Source organism: Cyanobacterium sp., from assembly GCF_054166785.1.
Genome location: NZ_JBSZCP010000013.1, coordinates 64806 through 84863 on the forward strand (window position 1 = coordinate 64806; position 20058 = coordinate 84863).

Annotated in this window: 16 protein-coding genes; 9 read left to right on the forward strand and 7 right to left on the reverse strand. The window is 39.5% G+C overall.

What is annotated here, in order from left to right; all coding sequences use genetic code 11:
* Window positions 1–139 precede the first annotated feature (139 nt).
* Together purF and ACXITR_RS01745 are read left to right on the forward strand one after the other, a co-directional pair.
* A complete protein-coding gene (purF, locus tag ACXITR_RS01740; RefSeq protein WP_457995510.1) occupies window positions 140–1585 on the forward strand; it encodes an amidophosphoribosyltransferase in 1446 nt (481 codons plus the stop codon).
* 174 nt (window positions 1586–1759) lie between these two features.
* Window positions 1760–2548 carry a PD-(D/E)XK nuclease family protein gene (locus tag ACXITR_RS01745; RefSeq protein ID WP_457995511.1) on the forward strand — a complete coding sequence of 263 codons (789 nt, stop codon included), beginning with the start codon at window positions 1760–1762 and terminating at the stop codon, window positions 2546–2548.
* 6 nt (window positions 2549–2554) lie between these two features.
* Here the strand turns inward: ACXITR_RS01745 and ACXITR_RS01750 are convergent, their stop codons facing one another.
* The 4 genes from ACXITR_RS01750 to ACXITR_RS01765 form a co-directional block, all read right to left on the reverse strand.
* Complete coding sequence (locus tag ACXITR_RS01750; RefSeq protein ID WP_457995512.1) at window positions 2555–3439, reverse strand: NAD(P)-dependent oxidoreductase; 885 nt, start codon at window positions 3437–3439, stop codon at window positions 2555–2557.
* A gap of 41 nt (window positions 3440–3480) precedes the next feature.
* Window positions 3481–3774: an ArsR/SmtB family transcription factor gene (locus tag ACXITR_RS01755; protein WP_457995513.1), complete on the reverse strand. Its 294-nt coding sequence runs from the start codon at window positions 3772–3774 to the stop codon at window positions 3481–3483.
* Window positions 3775–4920: 1146 nt separating this feature from the next.
* Entirely contained in the window at window positions 4921–5343 is a 423-nt protein-coding gene (locus tag ACXITR_RS01760) for a response regulator (protein WP_457995514.1), read from the reverse strand.
* Window positions 5340–6800 (reverse strand): DASH family cryptochrome, encoded by a 1461-nt coding sequence (locus ACXITR_RS01765; RefSeq protein WP_457995515.1) that lies wholly within the window; start codon window positions 6798–6800, stop codon window positions 5340–5342. Before ACXITR_RS01765 ends, ACXITR_RS01760 begins: the two co-directional genes overlap by 4 nt.
* A gap of 281 nt (window positions 6801–7081) precedes the next feature.
* Between ACXITR_RS01765 and cysC the strand changes: the two genes are divergently transcribed.
* The 3 genes from cysC (at window position 7082) to ACXITR_RS01780 (ending at window position 11234) form a co-directional block, all read left to right on the forward strand.
* A complete protein-coding gene (gene cysC / locus ACXITR_RS01770; protein ID WP_457995516.1) occupies window positions 7082–7618 on the forward strand; it encodes an adenylyl-sulfate kinase in 537 nt (178 codons plus the stop codon).
* A gap of 65 nt (window positions 7619–7683) precedes the next feature.
* Complete coding sequence (locus tag ACXITR_RS01775) at window positions 7684–8436, forward strand: TIGR00297 family protein (protein WP_457995534.1); 753 nt, start codon at window positions 7684–7686, stop codon at window positions 8434–8436.
* A 50-nt stretch (window positions 8437–8486) separates the two neighbouring features.
* Complete coding sequence (locus ACXITR_RS01780; protein ID WP_457995517.1) at window positions 8487–11234, forward strand: cation-transporting P-type ATPase; 2748 nt, start codon at window positions 8487–8489, stop codon at window positions 11232–11234.
* A 90-nt stretch (window positions 11235–11324) separates the two neighbouring features.
* Here the strand turns inward: ACXITR_RS01780 and ACXITR_RS01785 are convergent, their stop codons facing one another.
* Window positions 11325–11957 carry a CPP1-like family protein gene (locus ACXITR_RS01785; protein ID WP_457995518.1) on the reverse strand — a complete coding sequence of 211 codons (633 nt, stop codon included), beginning with the start codon at window positions 11955–11957 and terminating at the stop codon, window positions 11325–11327.
* A gap of 367 nt (window positions 11958–12324) precedes the next feature.
* On the opposite strand from ACXITR_RS01785, the gene gltB reads away from it, so the two are divergent.
* Window positions 12325–16959: a glutamate synthase large subunit gene (gene gltB, locus ACXITR_RS01790; protein WP_457995519.1), complete on the forward strand. Its 4635-nt coding sequence runs from the start codon at window positions 12325–12327 to the stop codon at window positions 16957–16959.
* Between the two features lie 97 nt (window positions 16960–17056).
* On the opposite strand, the gene ntcA is transcribed toward gltB, so the two are convergent.
* The gene (gene ntcA, locus ACXITR_RS01795) at window positions 17057–17734 is read right to left on the reverse strand and encodes a global nitrogen regulator NtcA (RefSeq protein WP_193801917.1); all 678 of its coding nucleotides are present in this window, start codon (window positions 17732–17734) and stop codon (window positions 17057–17059) included.
* 146 nt (window positions 17735–17880) lie between these two features.
* Here ntcA and fabI point away from each other — a divergent pair, with 146 nt between their 5' ends.
* Entirely contained in the window at window positions 17881–18666 is a 786-nt protein-coding gene (gene fabI, locus ACXITR_RS01800; RefSeq protein WP_457995520.1) for an enoyl-ACP reductase FabI, read from the forward strand.
* A gap of 129 nt (window positions 18667–18795) precedes the next feature.
* Here the strand turns inward: fabI and ACXITR_RS01805 are convergent, their stop codons facing one another.
* A complete protein-coding gene (locus ACXITR_RS01805; protein WP_457995521.1) occupies window positions 18796–19251 on the reverse strand; it encodes a DUF29 domain-containing protein in 456 nt (151 codons plus the stop codon).
* Between the two features lie 186 nt (window positions 19252–19437).
* Between ACXITR_RS01805 and ACXITR_RS01810 the strand changes: the two genes are divergently transcribed.
* Entirely contained in the window at window positions 19438–19677 is a 240-nt protein-coding gene (locus ACXITR_RS01810) for a DUF1902 domain-containing protein (RefSeq protein WP_457995522.1), read from the forward strand.
* A gap of 113 nt (window positions 19678–19790) precedes the next feature.
* Window positions 19791–20018: a hypothetical protein gene (locus ACXITR_RS01815; protein WP_457995523.1), complete on the forward strand. Its 228-nt coding sequence runs from the start codon at window positions 19791–19793 to the stop codon at window positions 20016–20018.
* The last annotated feature ends 40 nt before the right edge of the window (window positions 20019–20058 follow it).

Below are 20058 nucleotides of genomic sequence, written 5' to 3' on the forward strand. Positions count from 1 at the left end.
TTCCACTTCCTTTAAATTAGGCAAAATCTTCATTAAGAACAGGTTAAAGAAAATAGTCGGAAAAACATTAAAGAATGATAAGATTAGATAGATAATAACTATCACCCGAGCCGAGTAAGTAGGAAGAGAAAAGTTAAATATGAACTCTAACCATCACATAGACTACCGCCCAGATAAACCCGAAGAAGCCTGCGGCGTATTTGGAATTTATGCCCCCGAAGAAAATGTAGCCAAACTAACCTATTTTGGTCTCTATGCCCTACAACATCGAGGACAAGAATCTGCGGGAATAGCCACCTTCGAGGGTGAAAACTGCTACTGCTACAAAAATATGGGCTTAGTCTCCCAAGTATTTAACGAGTCAATTCTCTCCAATCTTACTGGTCAAATAGCCGTAGGTCACACCCGTTACTCCACCACCGGCTCAAGTTTACAAGCCAACGCTCAACCAGCCATCATCGATACCCGCCTAGGAAAAATTGCCCTAGCCCACAATGGTAACCTCGTTAACGCTGTGGATTTGCGTACGGAATTAATTAAAAGAGATTGTCAATTTATCACCACCACCGACTCCGAAATGATCGCTATTATGGTGGGTAGCGAAATAGATCGAGGAAAAGATTGGATTGATGCTGCTATCAGTGCCTTTTCTTGGTGTAAAGGAGCCTATAGCCTTGTTATCGGCACTCCCCAAGGGGTAATAGGGGCAAGGGACCCTAATGGCATTAGACCCCTTGTTATTGGGGCATTACAGTCGGAAAATGTCACCCGTTACGTTTTAGCCTCGGAAACCTGTGCGCTCGACATCATCGGTGCGGAATATATCAGGGATGTTGAGCCAGGGGAATTGGTTTGGATTACCGAAGAAGGATTATCCTCTTGCCATTGGGCAACCCCTGAACAAAAATTATGTGTATTTGAGATGATTTACTTTGCCCGCCCAGACAGTGTCATGGGTAATGAAAGTCTTTATGCTTACCGTCTGCGATTAGGGGAACAACTTGCCAAAGAATCTCCTGTAGATGTAGATTTAGTCATGGGCGTACCCGATTCAGGTATTCCCGCAGCCATCGGCTATTCCCGTCAAAGTGGCATTACCTACCAAGAGGGGTTAATTAAAAATCGCTATGTGGGCAGAACTTTTATTCAACCTACCCAACACATGAGGGAGCATGGCATTAAAATGAAACTTAATCCCCTCAAGGATGTTTTAGAAAACAAAAGAATCCTTATTATCGATGACTCCATTGTTAGGGGTACCACTAGCCGTAAAATTGTTAGGGCTTTGAGGGATGCGGGGGCAAAAGAGGTACATATGAAAATTTCTTCTCCTCCTGTTACCCATCCTTGTTTTTATGGTATCGACACCGATAGTCAGGATCACCTTATTGCGGCTAATATGTCGGTTAAGGAGATAGAAAAACAAATAGAGGTAGATTCTCTGCGCTATCTATCGGAAGAAGGAATGTTAAAAGTGACTAAGGAAAACCCTTTACATTTCTGTACTGCTTGTTTTAATGGTAATTATCCTATTACTATTCCTGAGGAAATAAAACGCTCTAAATTAGTTTTAGAAAAGGCGTAGGGAATTAATTAATAATTGAGAGTGGATAATTGATAATGTGAAAGGTTAATTGTCCACTTTTTATATTTAATCCTAAAGAAAAGTATATTAATAAAACGAACAATGGGCTTAAGCCCGTTGCAAAAAAAATAGGTGAAAGTTTATTATTAAAACAGGATTTAGTATTATATAACTGTGACAATTTATCAATCCTTATCTCAAACCCATCTTAATCTTTTTGAGACTTGCCCTCCTCTATTTCAAAAAAGATATTTAGAACAAATTAGCACCCTTAGTAATGTTGTTCAAGAGGAAAAAGGGGAATGGGGAAAGAAGTTTCACTTATTAATGCAGCAATATCATTTGGGTTTACCTTTAGACAGTTTTGTTTATGAGGATGTGTCTTTTCAACAGTCTTTAGAAGCCCTTGTCCATGAGACTCAAAATATTTGGACTTCTTCGGAGGTACAAGCACGGGAAGCAGAGTATAAGTTACAACTAAAGTTTAAAAGTTATATTTTTACGGTTATTTATGATCTTTTAATTTTATATCCAAATCAAGCTGTTATTTATGATTGGAAGACATTTTTACAACCTGAAAATGGGGATAAGTTAAGAAATAATTGGCAAACAAAGTTATATTTGTATGTATTGGCGGAAAAGATGAATTATGAACCTTCTCAATTAAGCATGACTTATTGGTTTGTAAAATTGCCCCATAAAATTCAAAGTATGACGATTCAGTATAGTGATAGAATGCACGAAAAAAATCGTCAAGATATTAATAATGTCCTTGATAGGATGGAGAAATCTATGGCTGATTATTTAGATTTTAATGGGAATTTTAGTCATATAAGTAATTGTCAAAAAAAATGTCCTTACTATCAATTATTATCAGAAAATGATCCATTAAATAATTCTATAGATCAATTAGAAAATTTGCCAAATAATTTAGAGAAGGTGGCGGAAATTAATCCTTTTTAATATCTATTATTGATCACCTTGAGTATAGGCTTTAATCATGGCTTGAGTACCTTCTAAATAACCATTTTCTAACTGGGCGACTTTATCAAATAGTTGCTGGGCTAGGTTAATTCCGGGGTAGTTTTCGCTGTTTTCCATTACTTGTTTGACTAGCCGTAAGTCTTTGAGGATATGTTTAACCATGAAACCAGGTTGATAGTCTTGGTTAATGATTTTTGGGGCTAAATTGGTTAAGGCCCATGAACCTGCCGCGCCTGTGCTACAAACATCTACAATGAGGGTAGGGTCAATATCTTGGGTTTTGGCTAGTTGTAGGGCTTCACAGAGGGCTACCATGTGTAGGGATGCTAATACTTGATTGCATAATTTTACCGCTTGTCCGCTTCCTACTTCTCCGCAATGGGTGATATTTTTGCCTACCATTTCGAGATAGGGTTTAATTTCTTCAAAGTCTTTTTTCTCCCCTCCTACCATGATAGTTAGAGTACCGTTTTTTGCTCCTATGTCTCCCCCTGATACGGGTGCATCCATGAAACGAATGTTATGTGGTTTGAGTTTAAGGGCGATCGCCCTTGCCCCCTGAGAACCAATGGTACTAAAATCTACAATGATACTATGGGGCAAAGCATGGCTAACAATACCATTATCCCCAAAGATGACCTCCTCTACATCGGGTACATCTCCTAAACAGGTGAAAATTATAGAGGCAGATTCCACCGCCTCCTGAATTGATTTGACTATGGTAACCCCTGATTTGGCTATATTTTGTAACCAGGGGCGATCGCCCGTACGATTCCATGCTTTGATAGACAGATTATGATGGGAAAAATTGACTGCCATGGGCGCACCCATAACCCCTAAACCAAGGAAAGCAATTTGGTTTTTTATCATCGTAATCATTCTCCAATTTCTGTTTTTCCATCTTGATTTTATCAGTCGATGGTGGTGAAATCAGCTAAGGATTCAACTAAAGCCTGAAATTGCAAAGGATGAAGACGATAATATATCCAGCGCCCATCTTGCCTTGTTTGTAATAATCCAGACTCCCTCAAAACTCGAAGATGGAAAGATAACTTTGGCTGGGCAATTTTCAAAGCAAGACAAATATCTCCCACACACATCTCTTTTTCTTGTAATAACTTTATCACATTGAGTCTTATGGGGTCTGACAAGGCACGAAAACAGCTTAACATACCACTCAAATCTGAGGTTGGCATTGATGACATTATTGATTATATAAAATGAGGTTAAATATTATGAATAATTTATTTGTTATTCACATACTAATATAATAAACATTGTTGACCTATTTTATAAAGATGTAATAAAGATTTTATAAAGATAAGTTTAATTTTATTAATAATATATTGTACCAAGAATATATAAAAGTTTATCTATACATTATTTATTGGTAACGACTCTAAACGATGATAAATAATCTAAAATTGATATAAAACTACTCTAAAACAATAGTGTATCAAAATATACAAAAAAAATACTATGTCCGTTCTTTATGGAAATAAATATCTTGTTGTTCCATAATAGTAATTTTTATTATGCTGAAATATGGGCTTTTTTATCCTAGGTAGTTAGAAAGAAAATATAAAAAATCACTTATTCATACTCTTTATATGGAAAATATATGCTCCATAGATAATCAAAATATCCCTCCCACTCCATAGATAAAATATTTATAAGTATAGAAAAAATTAACCTATGTTTAACTACTCAACTAATCCCTTGTCCTCAAATTATTAAGATTTATTATTTTATCCATTATTTAAGACATTTATAGTGACTTCAATCAAAAATTAGATAAATTTTCAGGTGTTAGTGATTTTGACCATAAAATATCATTGAGCTACAGTAAATGTATAATTATAAAACTATGACTACCATTACCTATGATTATCGAGGGAAGTTGAGATGCCCGAATTATATAAAAATCATTACTTTTGCTTCTCTCCTTAAGGCACAAACTCAGGGGAAAATAAGAATATAGCTATCCCCAATGAGTCATGGTATATAATCCCCCTAACCCTGCTTAATAACGGGGAAACTTACTTTTAGGTTTTCACAAATGATTTAGGGTTGCGATATGTCTCACCCTAGCTTTAGATACTTCAAAATGACTTAGCATAATCTAAAAATAATAGCAAGATACATTATTATTCCCAAATTTAGCATACTAGATTGATATTGAGTAAAAACTAAAATAAAGCCACGAAAAATGCTATCAAAACCAAAAATAGATTATTAAGAAATAATCGTACAAGAAAAAAAAGCAACGAAAAAAAAGTTACATTAATTTTACAGAAAAATAACTTTTAGTAAAAATATTACCCTATAATTAAATATTATCCCTCTGACTTTTAGCAATCTTTCTCAGACAGTTTCCAATCCCCAGTCATAAAAAACTTTACTTCCCTAACAAATTCATCTTGATCAATAATAGGCTTAGTGATATATCCATCAGCACCGCTAAGACTCAAATAATTTTCCTTATCTCCTTCCATGGCATGGGCAGTAATTAAAACCACAGGAATGTTTTGGGTGAGGGGATTGGCTTTTAATAGTTGAGTTATTTTTATACCATCCACAGGCTCACCTTCATAGTAGCTGTTGGACAAAGATACATCCATTAACACAACTTTTGTGACTCCAGAATTTGCCACCGTCAAAACTTCATCAACATTTTCGGTGCCGACGACATTTAACCCCCCTCTTTTAGTAAGGATTTTAGAGAACACCTTTAAATTAATCGGATCATCTTCTACTATTAAAACTGTACTCATGGAGTATTACCCAAATAAACTTTTTCGTTATGTTTGACAGATTTAAAGAAATCTACCACTGGACGAGGATAATTCACTCCTAATTGTAGCTTAAATTGTCTTTGTTCTTCCTTTGATAATTTCCAAGGTTCATGGATTTTTTCTCCTTTAATAGAAGCAATCTCTGGTAGCCAATGGCGTAGATAATCCCCTTGATAGTCATAATCTTTTGACTGCTTGGGAATATTAAAATAGCGAAATCCACGGGCATCATTACCTACCCCTGCGGTGTAATTCCAGTTACCCCAGTTACTACATACGTCATAGTCGATTAATAAAGACTCAAACCATTGGGCCCCCATTTGCCAGTTGATACCGAGGTTTTTGGTTAGGAAACTAGCAACGTTTTGCCTACCTCGATTTGACATAAAACCAGTGGCGCTTAATTCTCTCATGTTGGCATCTACGAGGGGATAACCTGTTTTTCCTTCACACCATAACTCGAATAAGTCTTGGTTTTCTTGCCATGGAATATGGATATTTTGTAATCCTGATTTATGAAAGACACTATTGCCGTATTTGAGGCAGGTAAAGCGGAAAAAGTCGCGCCATAATAGTTCAAAAATTAGCCAATAGGTGGAGTCGTTTTTGACTCTTTCTTGTTCATATTTTTCTATCTCGGTATAAATAAGACGGGGTGAAAGACAACCTTGGGCTAACCATGGGGAAAATTTGGAGGAATAGTCTCCCCCTAACATACCATTACGGGTTTTTTTATAGCTACCAATATTGTCTGTTTCCCAAAGATAATATTGTAGTCTTTTGAGGGCTTCGGTTTCTCCACCCACAAAGGTTAATACTCCCCTACTATCTTTTTCAAATTCTTCTAAGCCTAAGTCGGATAATGTTGGTATTTTACCGATGTCAATGTTTTCGGGTAGGGGGGGAAGGGATGGGGGGGTTTTGAAGGTGTTATATACTTCGGCTTTTTTTTCTACTTGTTTGCGGAAGTTGGTAAAAAGGTCGGGTAATTCTTTTATACTGAAGGGTAGGTCATCGGGAAAATAGAGGGTACTTTGCCAGAAGGTTTTTATTTTGACTTGTTTTTTGTCTAAAATTTTGGTCAGTTTTTTTTCTATGGCTATTTCTTCGGCGGTGGCTTCTTGGGAAAAGTAAATTTCTGTTATTTTATATTGTTCAACGAGTTTGATAATTTCTTTTTCAGTTTTTCCTTTTTTTACTACTAAGTTATTACCTATTTTTTTGAGAGATTTTTGTAAATCTGTTACGCTTTCGATAATAAACTTTGCTCGATATTTTCCTGTTTTTGGAAAGCCAAATGATGTTTGAGCGAAGGTGCGATCGTCAAAACAATAAAAGGGGATAATATGGTTAGGCTCTGCGGAGATAGCTCTATGGAGACATTCTTGATCATGAACCCTAAGATCATTACGAAACCAAATTAAAATATTACTCATTAATTAAAAATATAATTGCAATTATTATATACTAATTTAGTATAACTTTTCCTCCTAAAAATGTCATCATTCTTTTAAAAAATAGCCAATTAAAACATTAGCTATATAAAGGTTTGAAAAAAATGTTCTAATTTATGAATTAAATATACAATAATTTAACTCATTTTAATTATCAACTATCAACTATCAATTATCAATTTCTAAAGTTGTCAATTGTTAACACACCCTGTAGAATACATTAAGCAAAAATTGATTATAAAAATTAATAAATTAACAAAGTAATGGAGCATAAAGGCGTAACAGTTTGGTTTACAGGGCTTAGTGGTGCAGGAAAAACTACCATTAGCCAAGTGGTAGCACAAAAACTGAAGGATGCAGGTTATAAATTAGAAGTCCTCGATGGTGATATTGTAAGGACAAATTTAACCAAAGGATTGGGTTTTAGTAAGGAAGATAGGGACGAAAATATCCGTCGTATTGGTTTTGTGTCTAATTTATTAACCCGTAATGGTGTTATTGTCATCGTGTCCGCCATTTCCCCCTACCGTGAAGTGAGAGAAGAAGTAAAAAGCAAAATTGGTAACTTTGTGGAAGTATTTGTAAATGCCCCCCTTGCTACTTGTGAGGAAAGAGATGTAAAGGGTTTATACAAAAAAGCTAGATCTGGGGAGATTAAGATGTTTACGGGTATTAGTGACCCCTATGAGCCTCCTTTAAGTCCTGAAATTGAGTGTAGAACAGATTTAGAGGAGTTGGATGAGAGTGTTAATAAAGTTTTACAAGGGTTGAAGGATTTAGGTTATTTAACTGAGCAATAATTCCTTTTAGGTGGGTAATGCCCACCTTTTTTGTGCAAAAACTAAGCTAAATGGGAGAGTTTATGATGAATATTAATTTGGACTGGTCAAATTCTTGGTTAGTGGGGATTATTATTAATACGGTTTTAATTACCTTGGCTTTTATCTTGCCAAAAAAACTCTTAACGGTGGCTGGTTATCTTAATGCTTGGTTGTTAGGGGTGATTGTTTGGGGTTGTTTGAGTTGGCAGGGCTATTTGGTGGTTTTGTTTTACTTCTTTGTGGGTTCAAGTGTTACCCGCATTGGCATGAAGGAAAAACAAGAACAAGGTATTGCGGAAAAAAGGGATGGGGTAAGGGGTCCAGAAAATGTCTGGGGTAGTGCTTTGATTGCGACTTTTTGCGCTCTTGGTTATTTTTTCTTTCCTTCTGTATGGCAACCTTTGATGGTATTGGGATATGTGGCTAGTTTTGCCACTAAGTTATCGGATACTTGTGCTTCGGAGGTGGGTAAGGCTTATGGTAAGCGGACTTTTTTAATTACTACTTTTAAGCCTGTGCCGAGGGGTACGGAGGGGGCTGTTAGCTTAGAGGGTACTCTGGCTGGGGTGGTGGCTAGTGTGATTATTGCGTATCTAGCCTCTGTGTTGGGTTTGATTAGTCTTGTGGGAATATTGATTTGTATAATATCGGCTTTTGTGGCGACAAATTTTGAGAGCTTTGTGGGGGCTACTTTTCAGGATAATTTTGATTGGTTAACTAATGAGGTGGTGAATATTATTAATACCTTTATGGGGGCTATAGTGGCGATCGCCCTTGGATGTTACTTTATCAATTAACAATGGACAATATAGAATAGGGTCAAATAATATCTATATTTGATAACAATATGACCTCTATTACAAAAAATACCTACCATGATGTACCCGAGGATGAACTGAGTATATCCTTCGCTACGGACTTGACGCAGGGTTTAACCCCGGAAGAAGTAGCCCACCGTTATGAAAAATACGGATACAACGAACTAGAAGCCAAGGCAGGAAAACCCCAATGGCTCAAGTTTTTATTACAGTTTAATCAACCCTTGCTATATATTCTCATCATTGCTGGGACGGTTAAGGCTTTTTTAGGCTCATGGACTAATGCTTGGGTAATTTGGGGGGTAACGGTAATTAACGCCGTTATTGGCTACGTGCAAGAAGCTAAGGCAGAAGATGCCATCAACTCCTTATCCAAATCCGTCACCACCGATGCCACCGTATTTCGGGAAGGCTCAAAAATTCGTTTACCTTCCAAGGATTTAGTCCCGGGGGACATCGTACAATTAGTATCGGGGGATAAAGTACCCGCTGATGTGAGATTATTTGATATTCGTAACTTACAAGTAGATGAATCTGCCCTCACGGGGGAATCGGTACCCGTCCAAAAAGCCATGGAGGTGTTACCCTCAGATACTCCCCTAGCCGATAGAATCAATATGGCCTATGCAGGAACATTTGTCACCTTTGGACAAGCCATGGGCTTAGTGGTAGGCACGGGGAAAAATACGGAGGTGGGTAAAATCTCCCAATCCATGGAGAAAAGCGTCAATTTAATGACTCCCTTAACCCGAAAATTTGCCGAATTTAGTAATGTATTACTATATATCATCCTTGGTTTAGCTAGTTTTACCTTTGTGGTAGGTATCGGGCGAGGACAAGCCCCCGAGGAAATGTTTGAAGCAGCCGTCGCTTTGGCGGTAAGTGCTATTCCTGAAGGTTTACCTGCGGTGGTAACCATTACCTTGGCCATCGGGGTAAATCGCATGGCGGCCAGAAATGCCATCGTACGTAAATTACCCGCCGTGGAAACCTTGGGGGGTGCTACGGTTATTTGTTCTGATAAAACGGGAACTTTGACGGAAAACCAGATGACGGTGCAGGAAATCTATGCAGGGCAACAAAGCTATACCGTTACTGGGGGTGGTTACAGTTCCAAGGGTGATATTAAACAAGGGGAAGAAATAGTGGAGGATTTACCCTTTGCTCTCCAAGAGTGTTTAATGTGTGGTTTACTTTGTAATGATTCTGAGCTAAAACGGAAGGATAATTATAAGATTGTGATCGGAGATCCTACGGAGGGGGCTTTAATTACGGCAGCTTCTAAGGTTGGTTACAATCAAGCCCATTTTAATAATACTTTTTCTCGCCTTGACTCTATTCCCTTTGAGTCGGATTATCAATACATGGCGACTCTCCATGACACCAGCGAACATCATCCCGATACCCCCAGGGTTATCTATGTGAAGGGTTCGGTGGAGAAAATGTTGGAACGGTGTACCCAAGCCTATGATCTTCAGGGTAATCTTATGGAGTTAGATAGAGAGACTATCCTTGAACAGGTAGAATCCATGGCATCAAAAGGTTTAAGGGTACTGGCCTTTGGTCGTAAAGTTGCCCCTGATCATCAACATTCCATTGATCATGATGATTTGGAAGAAGAGTTGGTTTTTATTGGTTTACAGGGAATGATTGACCCCCCCCGTGCCGAAGCCATTGCCGCTGTCCATGCCTGTCAAAATGCAGGAATACAGGTAAAAATGATTACAGGGGATCATATTTCCACCGCCAGTGCGATCGCCCATCGTCTTGGCATTAACAAAAACGGTAATCTCCTCAGTTTTGAAGGGAAACAAATATCCAAAATGGAACCCCACGAACAAGAACAAGCCGTTATCGACGGTTCCGTATTTGCAAGGGTAGCACCAGAACAAAAATTACAACTGGTGGAAATTCTCCAATCTCAGGGAGAAATCGTCGCCATGACAGGGGATGGAGTCAACGATGCCCCCGCCCTCAAACAAGCCCAAATCGGCATCGCCATGGGTCAAGCAGGAACAGATGTGGCAAGGGAATCATCGGATATGCTCCTCACGGACGATAATTTTGCCTCCATCGAAGCAGCGGTGGAAGAAGGACGCACGGTTTACCAAAACCTTAAAAAAGCCATTTCTTTTCTCCTTCCTGTGAATGGGGGGGAATCCATGACCATTCTGATTAGTGCGCTCTTAGCCCGAGAATTACCGATTCTTTCCTTACAAGTATTATGGCTGAATATGATCAACTCCGTCACCATGACCGTACCCCTCGCCTTTGAACCCAAATCCCCCGACACCATGAAACGCCCCCCCAGAGATCCTAACGAAGGGTTACTTTCTGGTAATCTTTTAAAACGGGTGTTAGCTATTTCCGCCTTTAACTGGATTCTCATTTTTGGGATGTTTGAATGGGCGCAAGACTACTACAGTGATGCCGACAACTCCTTGGCGATCGCCCGTACCATGGCAATCCAAGCCCTCGTTTTAGCCCGAATTATCTACCTCATCAGTGTCAGCGAACTAGGTAACTCCTTGATCGCTAAATTAAAAGGACAAAACATCTCCCTAGGCAACGCCTCCGCCATCTCCTACGGCATCATTGGGGCAGTCGTTTTACAAATTGTTTTTAGTCAAGTTCCCTTTATGAATACCCTTTTCCGTACAGCACCCCTTGACCTAACCCAGTGGTTAATCTGCTTAATACCCGTACTACCCATGATACCCGTTGCCCTAATCGTCAACAAATTTTATCCCCCTCATCGCTCACCAGTTCAAAACTAATGGTTAGGGGAGCATTGCCCACTATCATCAATTAGATTGGGAACTATCTCTTTAACAAGGGGTTTAAACCCCTTGCCCCAAACCCTAAAACTAACGAGTAAAATTAGCCGATAACCACAAAAAAGAAAAAGTTAATAGACTCACAAATTGATCACTAGAAAAACCTAAACTCAATCCAGAATTAGCCACCACCGTAGCCAATAAGCTACTCACAGAAATAGCAATCACAAAACCAAAAAAGCTAACCCCCACCGAGCGCCAAAAAGCCTTACTCTTTCTAAACACAAAAAAGAAACTTGTTCCCAAACCAAAGGTTAACAACAAAGGTAAAATTTGAGAATCTTGGCTAAACACACTAAGCAAAATTAAGCCCAAGAAAATTAAACCACTAATGCTCAACTCCTGCATCGAAGGTTGATCAAGTAAATCAGTTAACCAATTAGGGGATTGACTTTTATTTTTGGAATAATTAAAAGAAATAGGGGATTTTTTTGTCTCCACTACCTTCTCAGGAAATCGAATTTGTTCAGGCACCTTAATCTTTCCTTCCTGCCTCAACTTCAATCGATCCATAATTATGGCATCATAAGCTATTTCCACATCATCCCTGATTTGAGCATTGCCCTCATTCTCTTTCAACAAAATTTCTTTTGCCCTCTGGATTTCCTCAAAAGACGCTGACTCTTCCACTCCAAGGGTATTGTAGGGACTCAAATCACTCATTTTTGCTTTGTCCTCCTAACCTAATTAACTATTATTATTAGTTGATTTTTTATACTATTTATCCTAATTATTGCCCATTATAGTCTCTATTGACCAATTGATTTAAGAGAAAAACAGAGAGCATAGCAAGAAAAAAACTCCGTTAGAACAATTGTTTAAGCCCTATACTATCTTTTCTTCTGATCGATCGTAAAATAAGTAAATAATTGATAACAAAACCTAAAAAAGCCTTAACAATTCTTTATAATAGTAGAAACATATCACCATGGTTATTGAGTAAGGTAAAGCCCTGTCTTACAAAAGTGCTAAATTATGATAACCATCATGAAGTAATATAACGAATCTAAGCGTATAAGGTCAATATATAATGAACGACTACAATAATAGCAATTTAACACCATTTCAAGGACAACCTTGGCTAGTAAAAGAGAGAGATGCTTGTGGTGTAGGTTTTATTGCCTACCAAGATAATCGTAAATCCCATAAATTGGTAAAAGACGCACTAAAAGGTTTAGCCTGTATGGAACACAGGGGAGGATGTGGCGCTGATAGACAAACAGGGGATGGTTCAGGGATTTTAACAGGGATTCCCGTAGAAATTTTTAAGACATGGTTTGATGGAAATAACATTGAAATGCCCCCCGCCGAAGAATGGGGCGTAGGCATGGTATTTTTACCCCAAGATGAGAAGGAAGCAGAAGAAGGGCGTAAATTTGTAGAGGAAATGGTGGAGGTAGAAAACCTCAAAACCTTGGGATGGAGAGAGGTTCCCGTAAATTCTGACGTATTAGGAGAACAGGCAAAAGAAAATCAACCCCGCATCGAGCAGATTATTGTCACCTCCGGGGCAAAGCATTACAAAGGAGATGAACTGGATCGTCGTTTATACGTTGCGCGTTCCCGGGTAGGGAAGAAATTAAGCGATGATTTTTATATCTGTTCTTTCTCCTGTCGTACCATCGTTTATAAAGGTTTAGTACAGGGAGATGTATTAGAAAAATTCTATGGAGATTTAAGTAACCCTGCCTACGAAAGTCGTTTTGCGGTATATCACCGTCGTTTTAGTACCAACACTGTACCCAAATGGCCCTTTGCTCAACCCATGCGAGTATTAGGACATAACGGGGAAATTAATACCCTCATCGGTAATATTAACTGGATGAGCGTCAGGGAAGCTAATTTAGAACTACCCGGGTGGACAAAGGAAGAGTTTGAGGGTGTTACCCCCATTGTTAACATGAATAACAGTGACTCTTACAATTTAGATAGTTCCCTCGAATTGTTAGTGCGTACAGGGCGCAGTATTCCCGAAGCCCTCATGATTCTTGTGCCTGAAGCCTATGAAAATCAGCCCGAATTAGATAAATATCCCGAAATCCTCGACTTTTATCATTACTACGCAGGATTAAAAGAGCCTTGGGATGGCCCTGCATTATTGGCGTTTAGTGAAGGAAAAACCGTAGGGGCTTGTTTAGATCGTAATGGTTTACGTCCTGCCCGTTATGCTATCACTAAAGATGGTTATGTGGTGGTAGGTTCCGAGGCTGGGGTGGTTGATTTAGATGAATCGGAAATTGTTGAAAAAGGTAAACTAGGGCCCGGTCAAATGATCGTGGTGGATTTAGAAAATAATAAGCTCCTCAAAAACTGGGAAATTAAGCAGGAAATTGCTTCCCAAAAACCCTATGGACAATGGTTAAAAGAGTATCGTTTACACCTTGACAGAAAAGAGTTTGAAGCCCAAGATGGATCAACTTCCCTTCATAAGGGGGGGACTGAACTGGTTCAGTTACAAACTGCTTTTGGCTATACCCAAGAGGATGTAGAGATGATCATTACTGCCATGGCAAAGGATGGCAAAGAGCCTACTTTCTGTATGGGGGATGATATTCCTTTGGCGGTATTATCCGATAAACCTCGTTTATTGTATGACTATTTTAAACAGCGTTTTGCCCAAGTAACTAACCCCCCCATTGATCCGTTACGGGAAAATTTGGTAATGTCTTTGGAGATGCACCTAGGGGAAAGGGGTAATTTACTACACATTGAGCCGAAAAATGCCCATACTCTGGTAATTGATTCTCCTGTGTTGTCTGAGTCGGATTTGGAGTTTATCAAAAATTCTGATTTGGCTACGGTGGAGTTATCTACTTTATTCGCCATTAGTGATGGCCCTGATGGTTTAAAATCCGCCGTCGAAAGATTATGTGATGAGGCTCTTAAGGCTGTTAATGAAGGTCATCAAGTAATTGTACTGAGTGACAGATCCCCCCTAGACCCCCTTAATAAGGGGGGAATTGGAGAAGAAACTTCTTATATTCCGCCTCTGTTGGCGGTGGGTGCGGTGCATCAATACCTTATCAAAAAGGGATTACGTCTCAAAACCTCTTTGGTGGTAGATACTGCCCAGTGTTGGAGTACCCATCATTACGCTTGTTTGGTGGGCTTTGGGGCTTCGGCGGTATGTCCTTATCTTACCTTGCAAACGGTTTCTAGTTGGTGGCATGACAGCAAGACTCAGAAGTTGATGGACAATGAAAAAATCGAGAAAATTTCTGAGGTACAAGCCTTTAAGAATTATCGTAAGTCCATTGAAGCTGGATTATTCAAGATTCTTTCTAAGATGGGGATTTCCCTCCTTGCTTCCTACCATGGCGCTCAGATTTTTGAGTGTATCGGTTTAGGTGTTGATGTCATTGAGTTGGCGTTTAAGGGTACTACTAGCCGTGTGGGTGGTTTAACCTTGGGTGAGGTGGCTAATGAGGTAATTTCTTTCCATCAAAAAGCCTTCCCTGAGTTACAAGCTAAGAAGTTGGAAAACTACGGTTATATCAACTACAAAAAAGGTGGTGAGTATCACATGAACTCTCCTGAGATGGCGAAGTCTTTACATAAGGCGGTATCTGCCTATGGCACTCAAGAAGGTTATGATCATTACGAGTGGTATCGCAACTATTTACAGGAGCGCCCTGTAACTGCTTTACGGGATTTACTGGAGTTTAACTCTGACCGAGATTCTATTTCCATTGATGAGGTGGAGTCCGTAGAGGACATTGTAAAACGTTTTTGTACGGGGGGTATGTCCTTGGGGGCATTGAGCCAAGAAGCCCATGAAACCCTTGCGATCGCCATGAACCGTATTGGTGGAAAATCCAACTCTGGGGAAGGGGGGGAAGATCCTAATCGTCAAAATCTCATTGATGAAGTGGACGAAAATGGCAAACATCATTTATTCCCCCATCTTAATGGATTGCAAAAGGGCGATCGCGCCGCCTCCGCCATCAAACAAATTGCCTCTGGTCGTTTTGGCGTTACCCCTGAATATTTAATGAGTGGTCAACAACTAGAAATCAAGATGGCCCAGGGTGCAAAACCGGGAGAAGGGGGACAACTACCCGGGAAAAAAGTGAGCGAATATATCGCCATGTTACGCCGTTCCAAACCCGGTGTTACCCTTATTTCTCCTCCCCCTCACCATGACATCTACTCCATCGAGGATTTAGCCCAGTTAATCCACGACTTACATCAAATTAACCCCACCGCTAACGTATCGGTAAAATTAGTAGCCGAAATCGGTATCGGTACCATTGCCGCCGGGGTAGCCAAAGCCAACGCCGATGTAATCCAAATTTCTGGTCATGATGGTGGTACGGGTGCATCTCCCCTAAGTTCCATCAAACACGCTGGATGTCCTTGGGAATTGGGGGTTACCGAAGTACACCGCACCCTGTTGGAAAATCAACTGCGCGATCGGGTTTTACTCCGTGCCGACGGTGGTTTAAAAACAGGTTGGGATATTATCATGGCGGCGTTGATGGGCGCTGAAGAATATGGCTTTGGTAGTATTGCCATGATTGCCGAAGGTTGTATTATGGCGCGCGTCTGCCACACCAACCAATGTCCCGTGGGGGTTGCCACCCAACAAGAAAGACTCCGTAAACGTTTTTCTGGGGTACCGGGGGATGTGGTTAACTTCTTCTACTTCATCGCCGAAGAGGTGCGTTCTATCCTTGCTAAATTAGGCTACCGCAGTTTAAACGAAATCATTGGACGGGGTGACTTATTAACCTATCGTCAGTCTGCCCAACTAGCCAAAACCAAGGCTCTCGTTTTAGACTGTTTAACCAATCTCCCTGATACCAAAACTAATCGTGACTGGTTAAACCATGGCGATACCCACACCAACGGTAATGTCTTAGATGATGAAATTTTGGCGGATAGTACCATTACCGACGCTATTAACACCCATGGCACCGTTACTAAAGAGATTAAGATCATAAATACCGATCGCTCCGTAGGTGCAAGAATTGCGGGGGTAATTGCCAAACAACATGGAGATTACGGCTTTAAAGGACAGCTAAACCTCAACTTTAAGGGTACTTGCGGACAGAGTTTTGGAGCTTTCAACGTTCAAGGGATGAATATTCACCTCGAAGGGGAAGCTAATGACTATGTAGGTAAAGGCATCAACGGCGGACAGATTGTCATTGTACCTCCTAGCAATGCCACCTTTGAGGCCTCTGATAACGTCATCCTCGGTAATACCTGTTTATATGGTGCTACGGGGGGCGAATTGTATGCCAATGGACGAGCAGGGGAACGTTTTGGGGTGCGTAATTCCAAGGCTACGGCGGTCATTGAAGGGGCAGGAGATCACTGTTGTGAATACATGACAGGGGGCTTAATCGTTGTCCTCGGTAGTGTTGGGCGTAATGTGGGCGCTGGTATGACTGGCGGTTTAGGTTACTTCCTTGATGAAGAGGGCAATTTTGAAGCGAAGGTTAACCCCGAAATTGTTTCTATCCAGCGCATTTCTACCCCTGAAGGGGAAGCTCAGTTAAAAGGGTTGATTACTAACCATGTTGAGAAGACAGGTAGCAAAAAAGGTCAATTAATCCTTGATAATTGGTCGGAATATCTACCTAAATTCTGGCAGGTAGTACCTCCATCCGAGGCGGAAAATCCTGAAGTTAAGGCTCAAAAAGAGTTAACATCTGTGTAATTTAATTTGATGGGGTGGGCAATGTCCACCCTATTTTTTTTGAATATATATAAATGAAAATTGCTTGATTTCTGTGGTTAGGAAAAAAGAAGTTTTTTTAAGCAAACTGTTGACTTAGGGCTACGGGATTATGGACGGTGATTTTTTTCTTGGTAATGGAAATCATGCCATCTTGTCGCAACTCTCCTAATAGTCTGGTGACAGTAACACGGGTAGAGCCTATGGCCTCGGCGATCGCCTGGTGGGACAATTTGAGATCAATGGTGATACCATTAAGGCTAGGGATGCCAAAGTCACGACAAAGAATTAATAAAAAACTAACCAAACGAGAAGCCATATCACGGTGAGCAAGGGTTTCAATCATCATCTCCGTTTGTAAAATACGAGAAGATAAACCCTGTAACATGAGACGAGACAATTCAGGATTATCCTGTAAAGAACGTTGGAAATGCTCAATGGGGGCGGATAGTAACTCCACGGGGGTAAATGCTACGGCATGGTAAAAGCGATCGCTCTTTTGTCCTGTAATCAAAGATAGAACCCCAAAAACACTATTTTCCCGTAAAAGAGCCACGGTAATCTCTTCCCCAGCCTCATATAAACGAGACAATTTCACAGCGCCCTTGACTAAAAAATATACCCTTTCCGCAGGATCTCCAGGGAAAAAGATTGTCTTACCCCGTTCAAACTTTTCCATCACAGGGTTATACATTCCGCCCCCTATCTGACGAAACACCGAGGCGAGGGGTTGCTCTTGAGTGGGTATTGGTTGCATATATGGTAATTAATATTTAATAATTGATCGTGCAAATGACGCTTTCTATAAGAAAATAGCTTAAGTGTAAACTAGATAACCATTTTATCGTTTAATCGGTTTTACAGATCATAGTCTTTTATTTCAATCAATAAAATTTATTCATTATGTTAGATTTAACAGGAAAAAACGCCCTCATTACGGGCATTGCCAATAATCGCTCCATTGCTTGGGGTATTGCCCAACAACTGCACAAGGCAGGGGCAAACATCGGTGTTACCTACCTTCCCGATGAAAAAGGACGTTTTCAAAAAAAAGTGGGAGAATTGGTAGAACCCCTCAACCCCAGTATTTTCTTACCCTGCAATGTCCAAGATGATGCCCAAATTGCAGAAACTTTCAACGAAATCAAGGAAAAATGGGGCAAGATTGATATTCTTATTCACTGTTTAGCTTTTGCTCAAAAGGATGATTTAACGGGGGATTTTAGCAACACCTCCCGGGATGGTTTTAAAACCGCCCTTGATATTAGTGCCTATTCTCTCACCAGTCTTGCTCAAGCGGCCAAACCGTTATTAACTGACGGGGCTAGTATTGTGACTCTTACTTACCTAGGGGGGGTAAAGGTAATTCCCAACTATAATGTTATGGGTATTGCTAAGTCTGCCCTAGAAATGAGTGTCCGTTATTTAGCGGCGGAATTAGGTCCTCAAAATGTGAGGGTAAATGCCATATCAGCAGGCCCGATTCGTACCCTCGCTTCTTCTGCTGTGGGTGGCATCCTCGATATGATTCATCATGTGGAAGCTACTGCTCCCCTCAAGCGTACGGTTACTCAAACGGAGGTGGGTAATGCGGCGGCCTTTTTGTGTAGTGATTTATCTAGTGGCATTACGGGGCAGGTGATTTATGTGGATGCTGGTTACGAGATTATGGGCATGAGTCAAGGATAAGGACTTTGGCGGTGGGGTTTAATTCCCCTAAATCCCCCGACTTTGCGGGGGACTTGGCTCTGGGCGATCGCACCTTAATATCAATGTAATTTCCTCATGGTAATGTTAGTTTATTTGAACTACTAGGGTTTAGTTATCGGGAAACCAACGTTTATCTAAAAGTTGATCGATAGTGTAAGGACATTGTGAGGGAAAAATATTTAAACCTGATTTGTCCACAACGTAAAGAAAAGCATCTTCATAAATTTCATTCAAACTATTAGATAAATAATTATAAAAATTGGTTGTCATTCTTTTACTAATTTGACCACGAAAATTGGTAACTTCAGACCTCCAATGACGATAGTTTCTTTCTCTTTCTTCTTCCCAATATTCTAATAGTAATAAATGTCTAATTATTTGTTGTAAAAGACTTTCTACTTTATGTCTTTTCTCACTGCCCAAGTCGTCTAACTCCTCAATTAGATTTTCTAAGTCTAATTTATCAAACTTTTTTTCCTTTAATAATTTTAAAGTTTCTTGTATCCAAAGATAATCATCAATTTTATATAATTCTTGAAGATTTACTGAACTTGATACTGTCATAGTTTTTCTCCAAATACTCTAAATCCAGTAACTTTATTATACTCGCTCCTTTCAGGGATCAAACCCAGGGCACCCTAAACAAAAAAGTCTCCCTTTTTAAAGGAGATTTAGGGGAGCAAATCCTGCACCCTCACTAATCTGTTAGGATGATCTGAGTATGCTCCATGAATAAAAATAAGAATATAAATGAAAAAACTAATCAAACTAACCATTGAAAAATTAGTGGAAAAAGAAGAATACTTTATCGCTACCAGTAAAGATTTACAAGGATTAGTCGCAGAAGGAAAAACTATTGCAGAAGTCATTGAAATTGCACAAGATGTGGCAAAAATTCTCTGGGAATTAGAAAAAGAAAATAACCATATTACCTCAAATACTCAAGATTTTCCCTCTACATTTGAATATCCTTTAATTTTGGAGGTTTAATGGGTAGATTATCGGGTTTTTCTTACTTACAAGTAGCAAAAAAAATGAAAAAACTAGCTCATCACCTTGACCCAATGTTAAAATAATATAAACTACTAAATATCTTGTAAATTATGGTATTAAACAAAGAGAAATTAAATTTTCAATCAGTTATTAAAATAGTAGAATTGTTATCAGATAATGAGCAAGAGCATTTAATTCAAGTTATCAATCATCGTCTTAAAAGTAAACAAAAAGAAGAAATATTGATGGCAGTAAAAGATTCCCGTGAGTCTTTTATGAAAGGGGACGTAAAAAGTGGAACTGTCGCTGATTTAATGGCAAATTTAGAAATAGAATAACCAGCGCACCTTAAAGCAACTAGATCATCCTACAACCCTA

Coding starts and splice junctions, on each gene's coding strand:
- ACXITR_RS01805 (WP_457995521.1), bottom strand. CDS start 19,251: ATGACAGTATCAAGTTCAGTAAATCTTCAAGAATTATATAAAATTGAT.
- ACXITR_RS01775 (WP_457995534.1), top strand. CDS start 7,684: ATGAATATTAATTTGGACTGGTCAAATTCTTGGTTAGTGGGGATTATT.
- ntcA (WP_193801917.1), bottom strand. CDS start 17,734: ATGCAACCAATACCCACTCAAGAGCAACCCCTCGCCTCGGTGTTTCGT.
- purF (WP_457995510.1), top strand. CDS start 140: ATGAACTCTAACCATCACATAGACTACCGCCCAGATAAACCCGAAGAA.
- cysC (WP_457995516.1), top strand. CDS start 7,082: ATGGAGCATAAAGGCGTAACAGTTTGGTTTACAGGGCTTAGTGGTGCA.
- ACXITR_RS01765 (WP_457995515.1), bottom strand. CDS start 6,800: ATGAGTAATATTTTAATTTGGTTTCGTAATGATCTTAGGGTTCATGAT.
- ACXITR_RS01785 (WP_457995518.1), bottom strand. CDS start 11,957: ATGAGTGATTTGAGTCCCTACAATACCCTTGGAGTGGAAGAGTCAGCG.
- ACXITR_RS01780 (WP_457995517.1), top strand. CDS start 8,487: ATGACCTCTATTACAAAAAATACCTACCATGATGTACCCGAGGATGAA.
- ACXITR_RS01750 (WP_457995512.1), bottom strand. CDS start 3,439: ATGATAAAAAACCAAATTGCTTTCCTTGGTTTAGGGGTTATGGGTGCG.
- ACXITR_RS01755 (WP_457995513.1), bottom strand. CDS start 3,774: ATGTCATCAATGCCAACCTCAGATTTGAGTGGTATGTTAAGCTGTTTT.
- gltB (WP_457995519.1), top strand. CDS start 12,325: ATGAACGACTACAATAATAGCAATTTAACACCATTTCAAGGACAACCT.
- ACXITR_RS01815 (WP_457995523.1), top strand. CDS start 19,791: ATGGTATTAAACAAAGAGAAATTAAATTTTCAATCAGTTATTAAAATA.
- ACXITR_RS01810 (WP_457995522.1), top strand. CDS start 19,438: ATGAAAAAACTAATCAAACTAACCATTGAAAAATTAGTGGAAAAAGAA.
- ACXITR_RS01760 (WP_457995514.1), bottom strand. CDS start 5,343: ATGAGTACAGTTTTAATAGTAGAAGATGATCCGATTAATTTAAAGGTG.
- fabI (WP_457995520.1), top strand. CDS start 17,881: ATGTTAGATTTAACAGGAAAAAACGCCCTCATTACGGGCATTGCCAAT.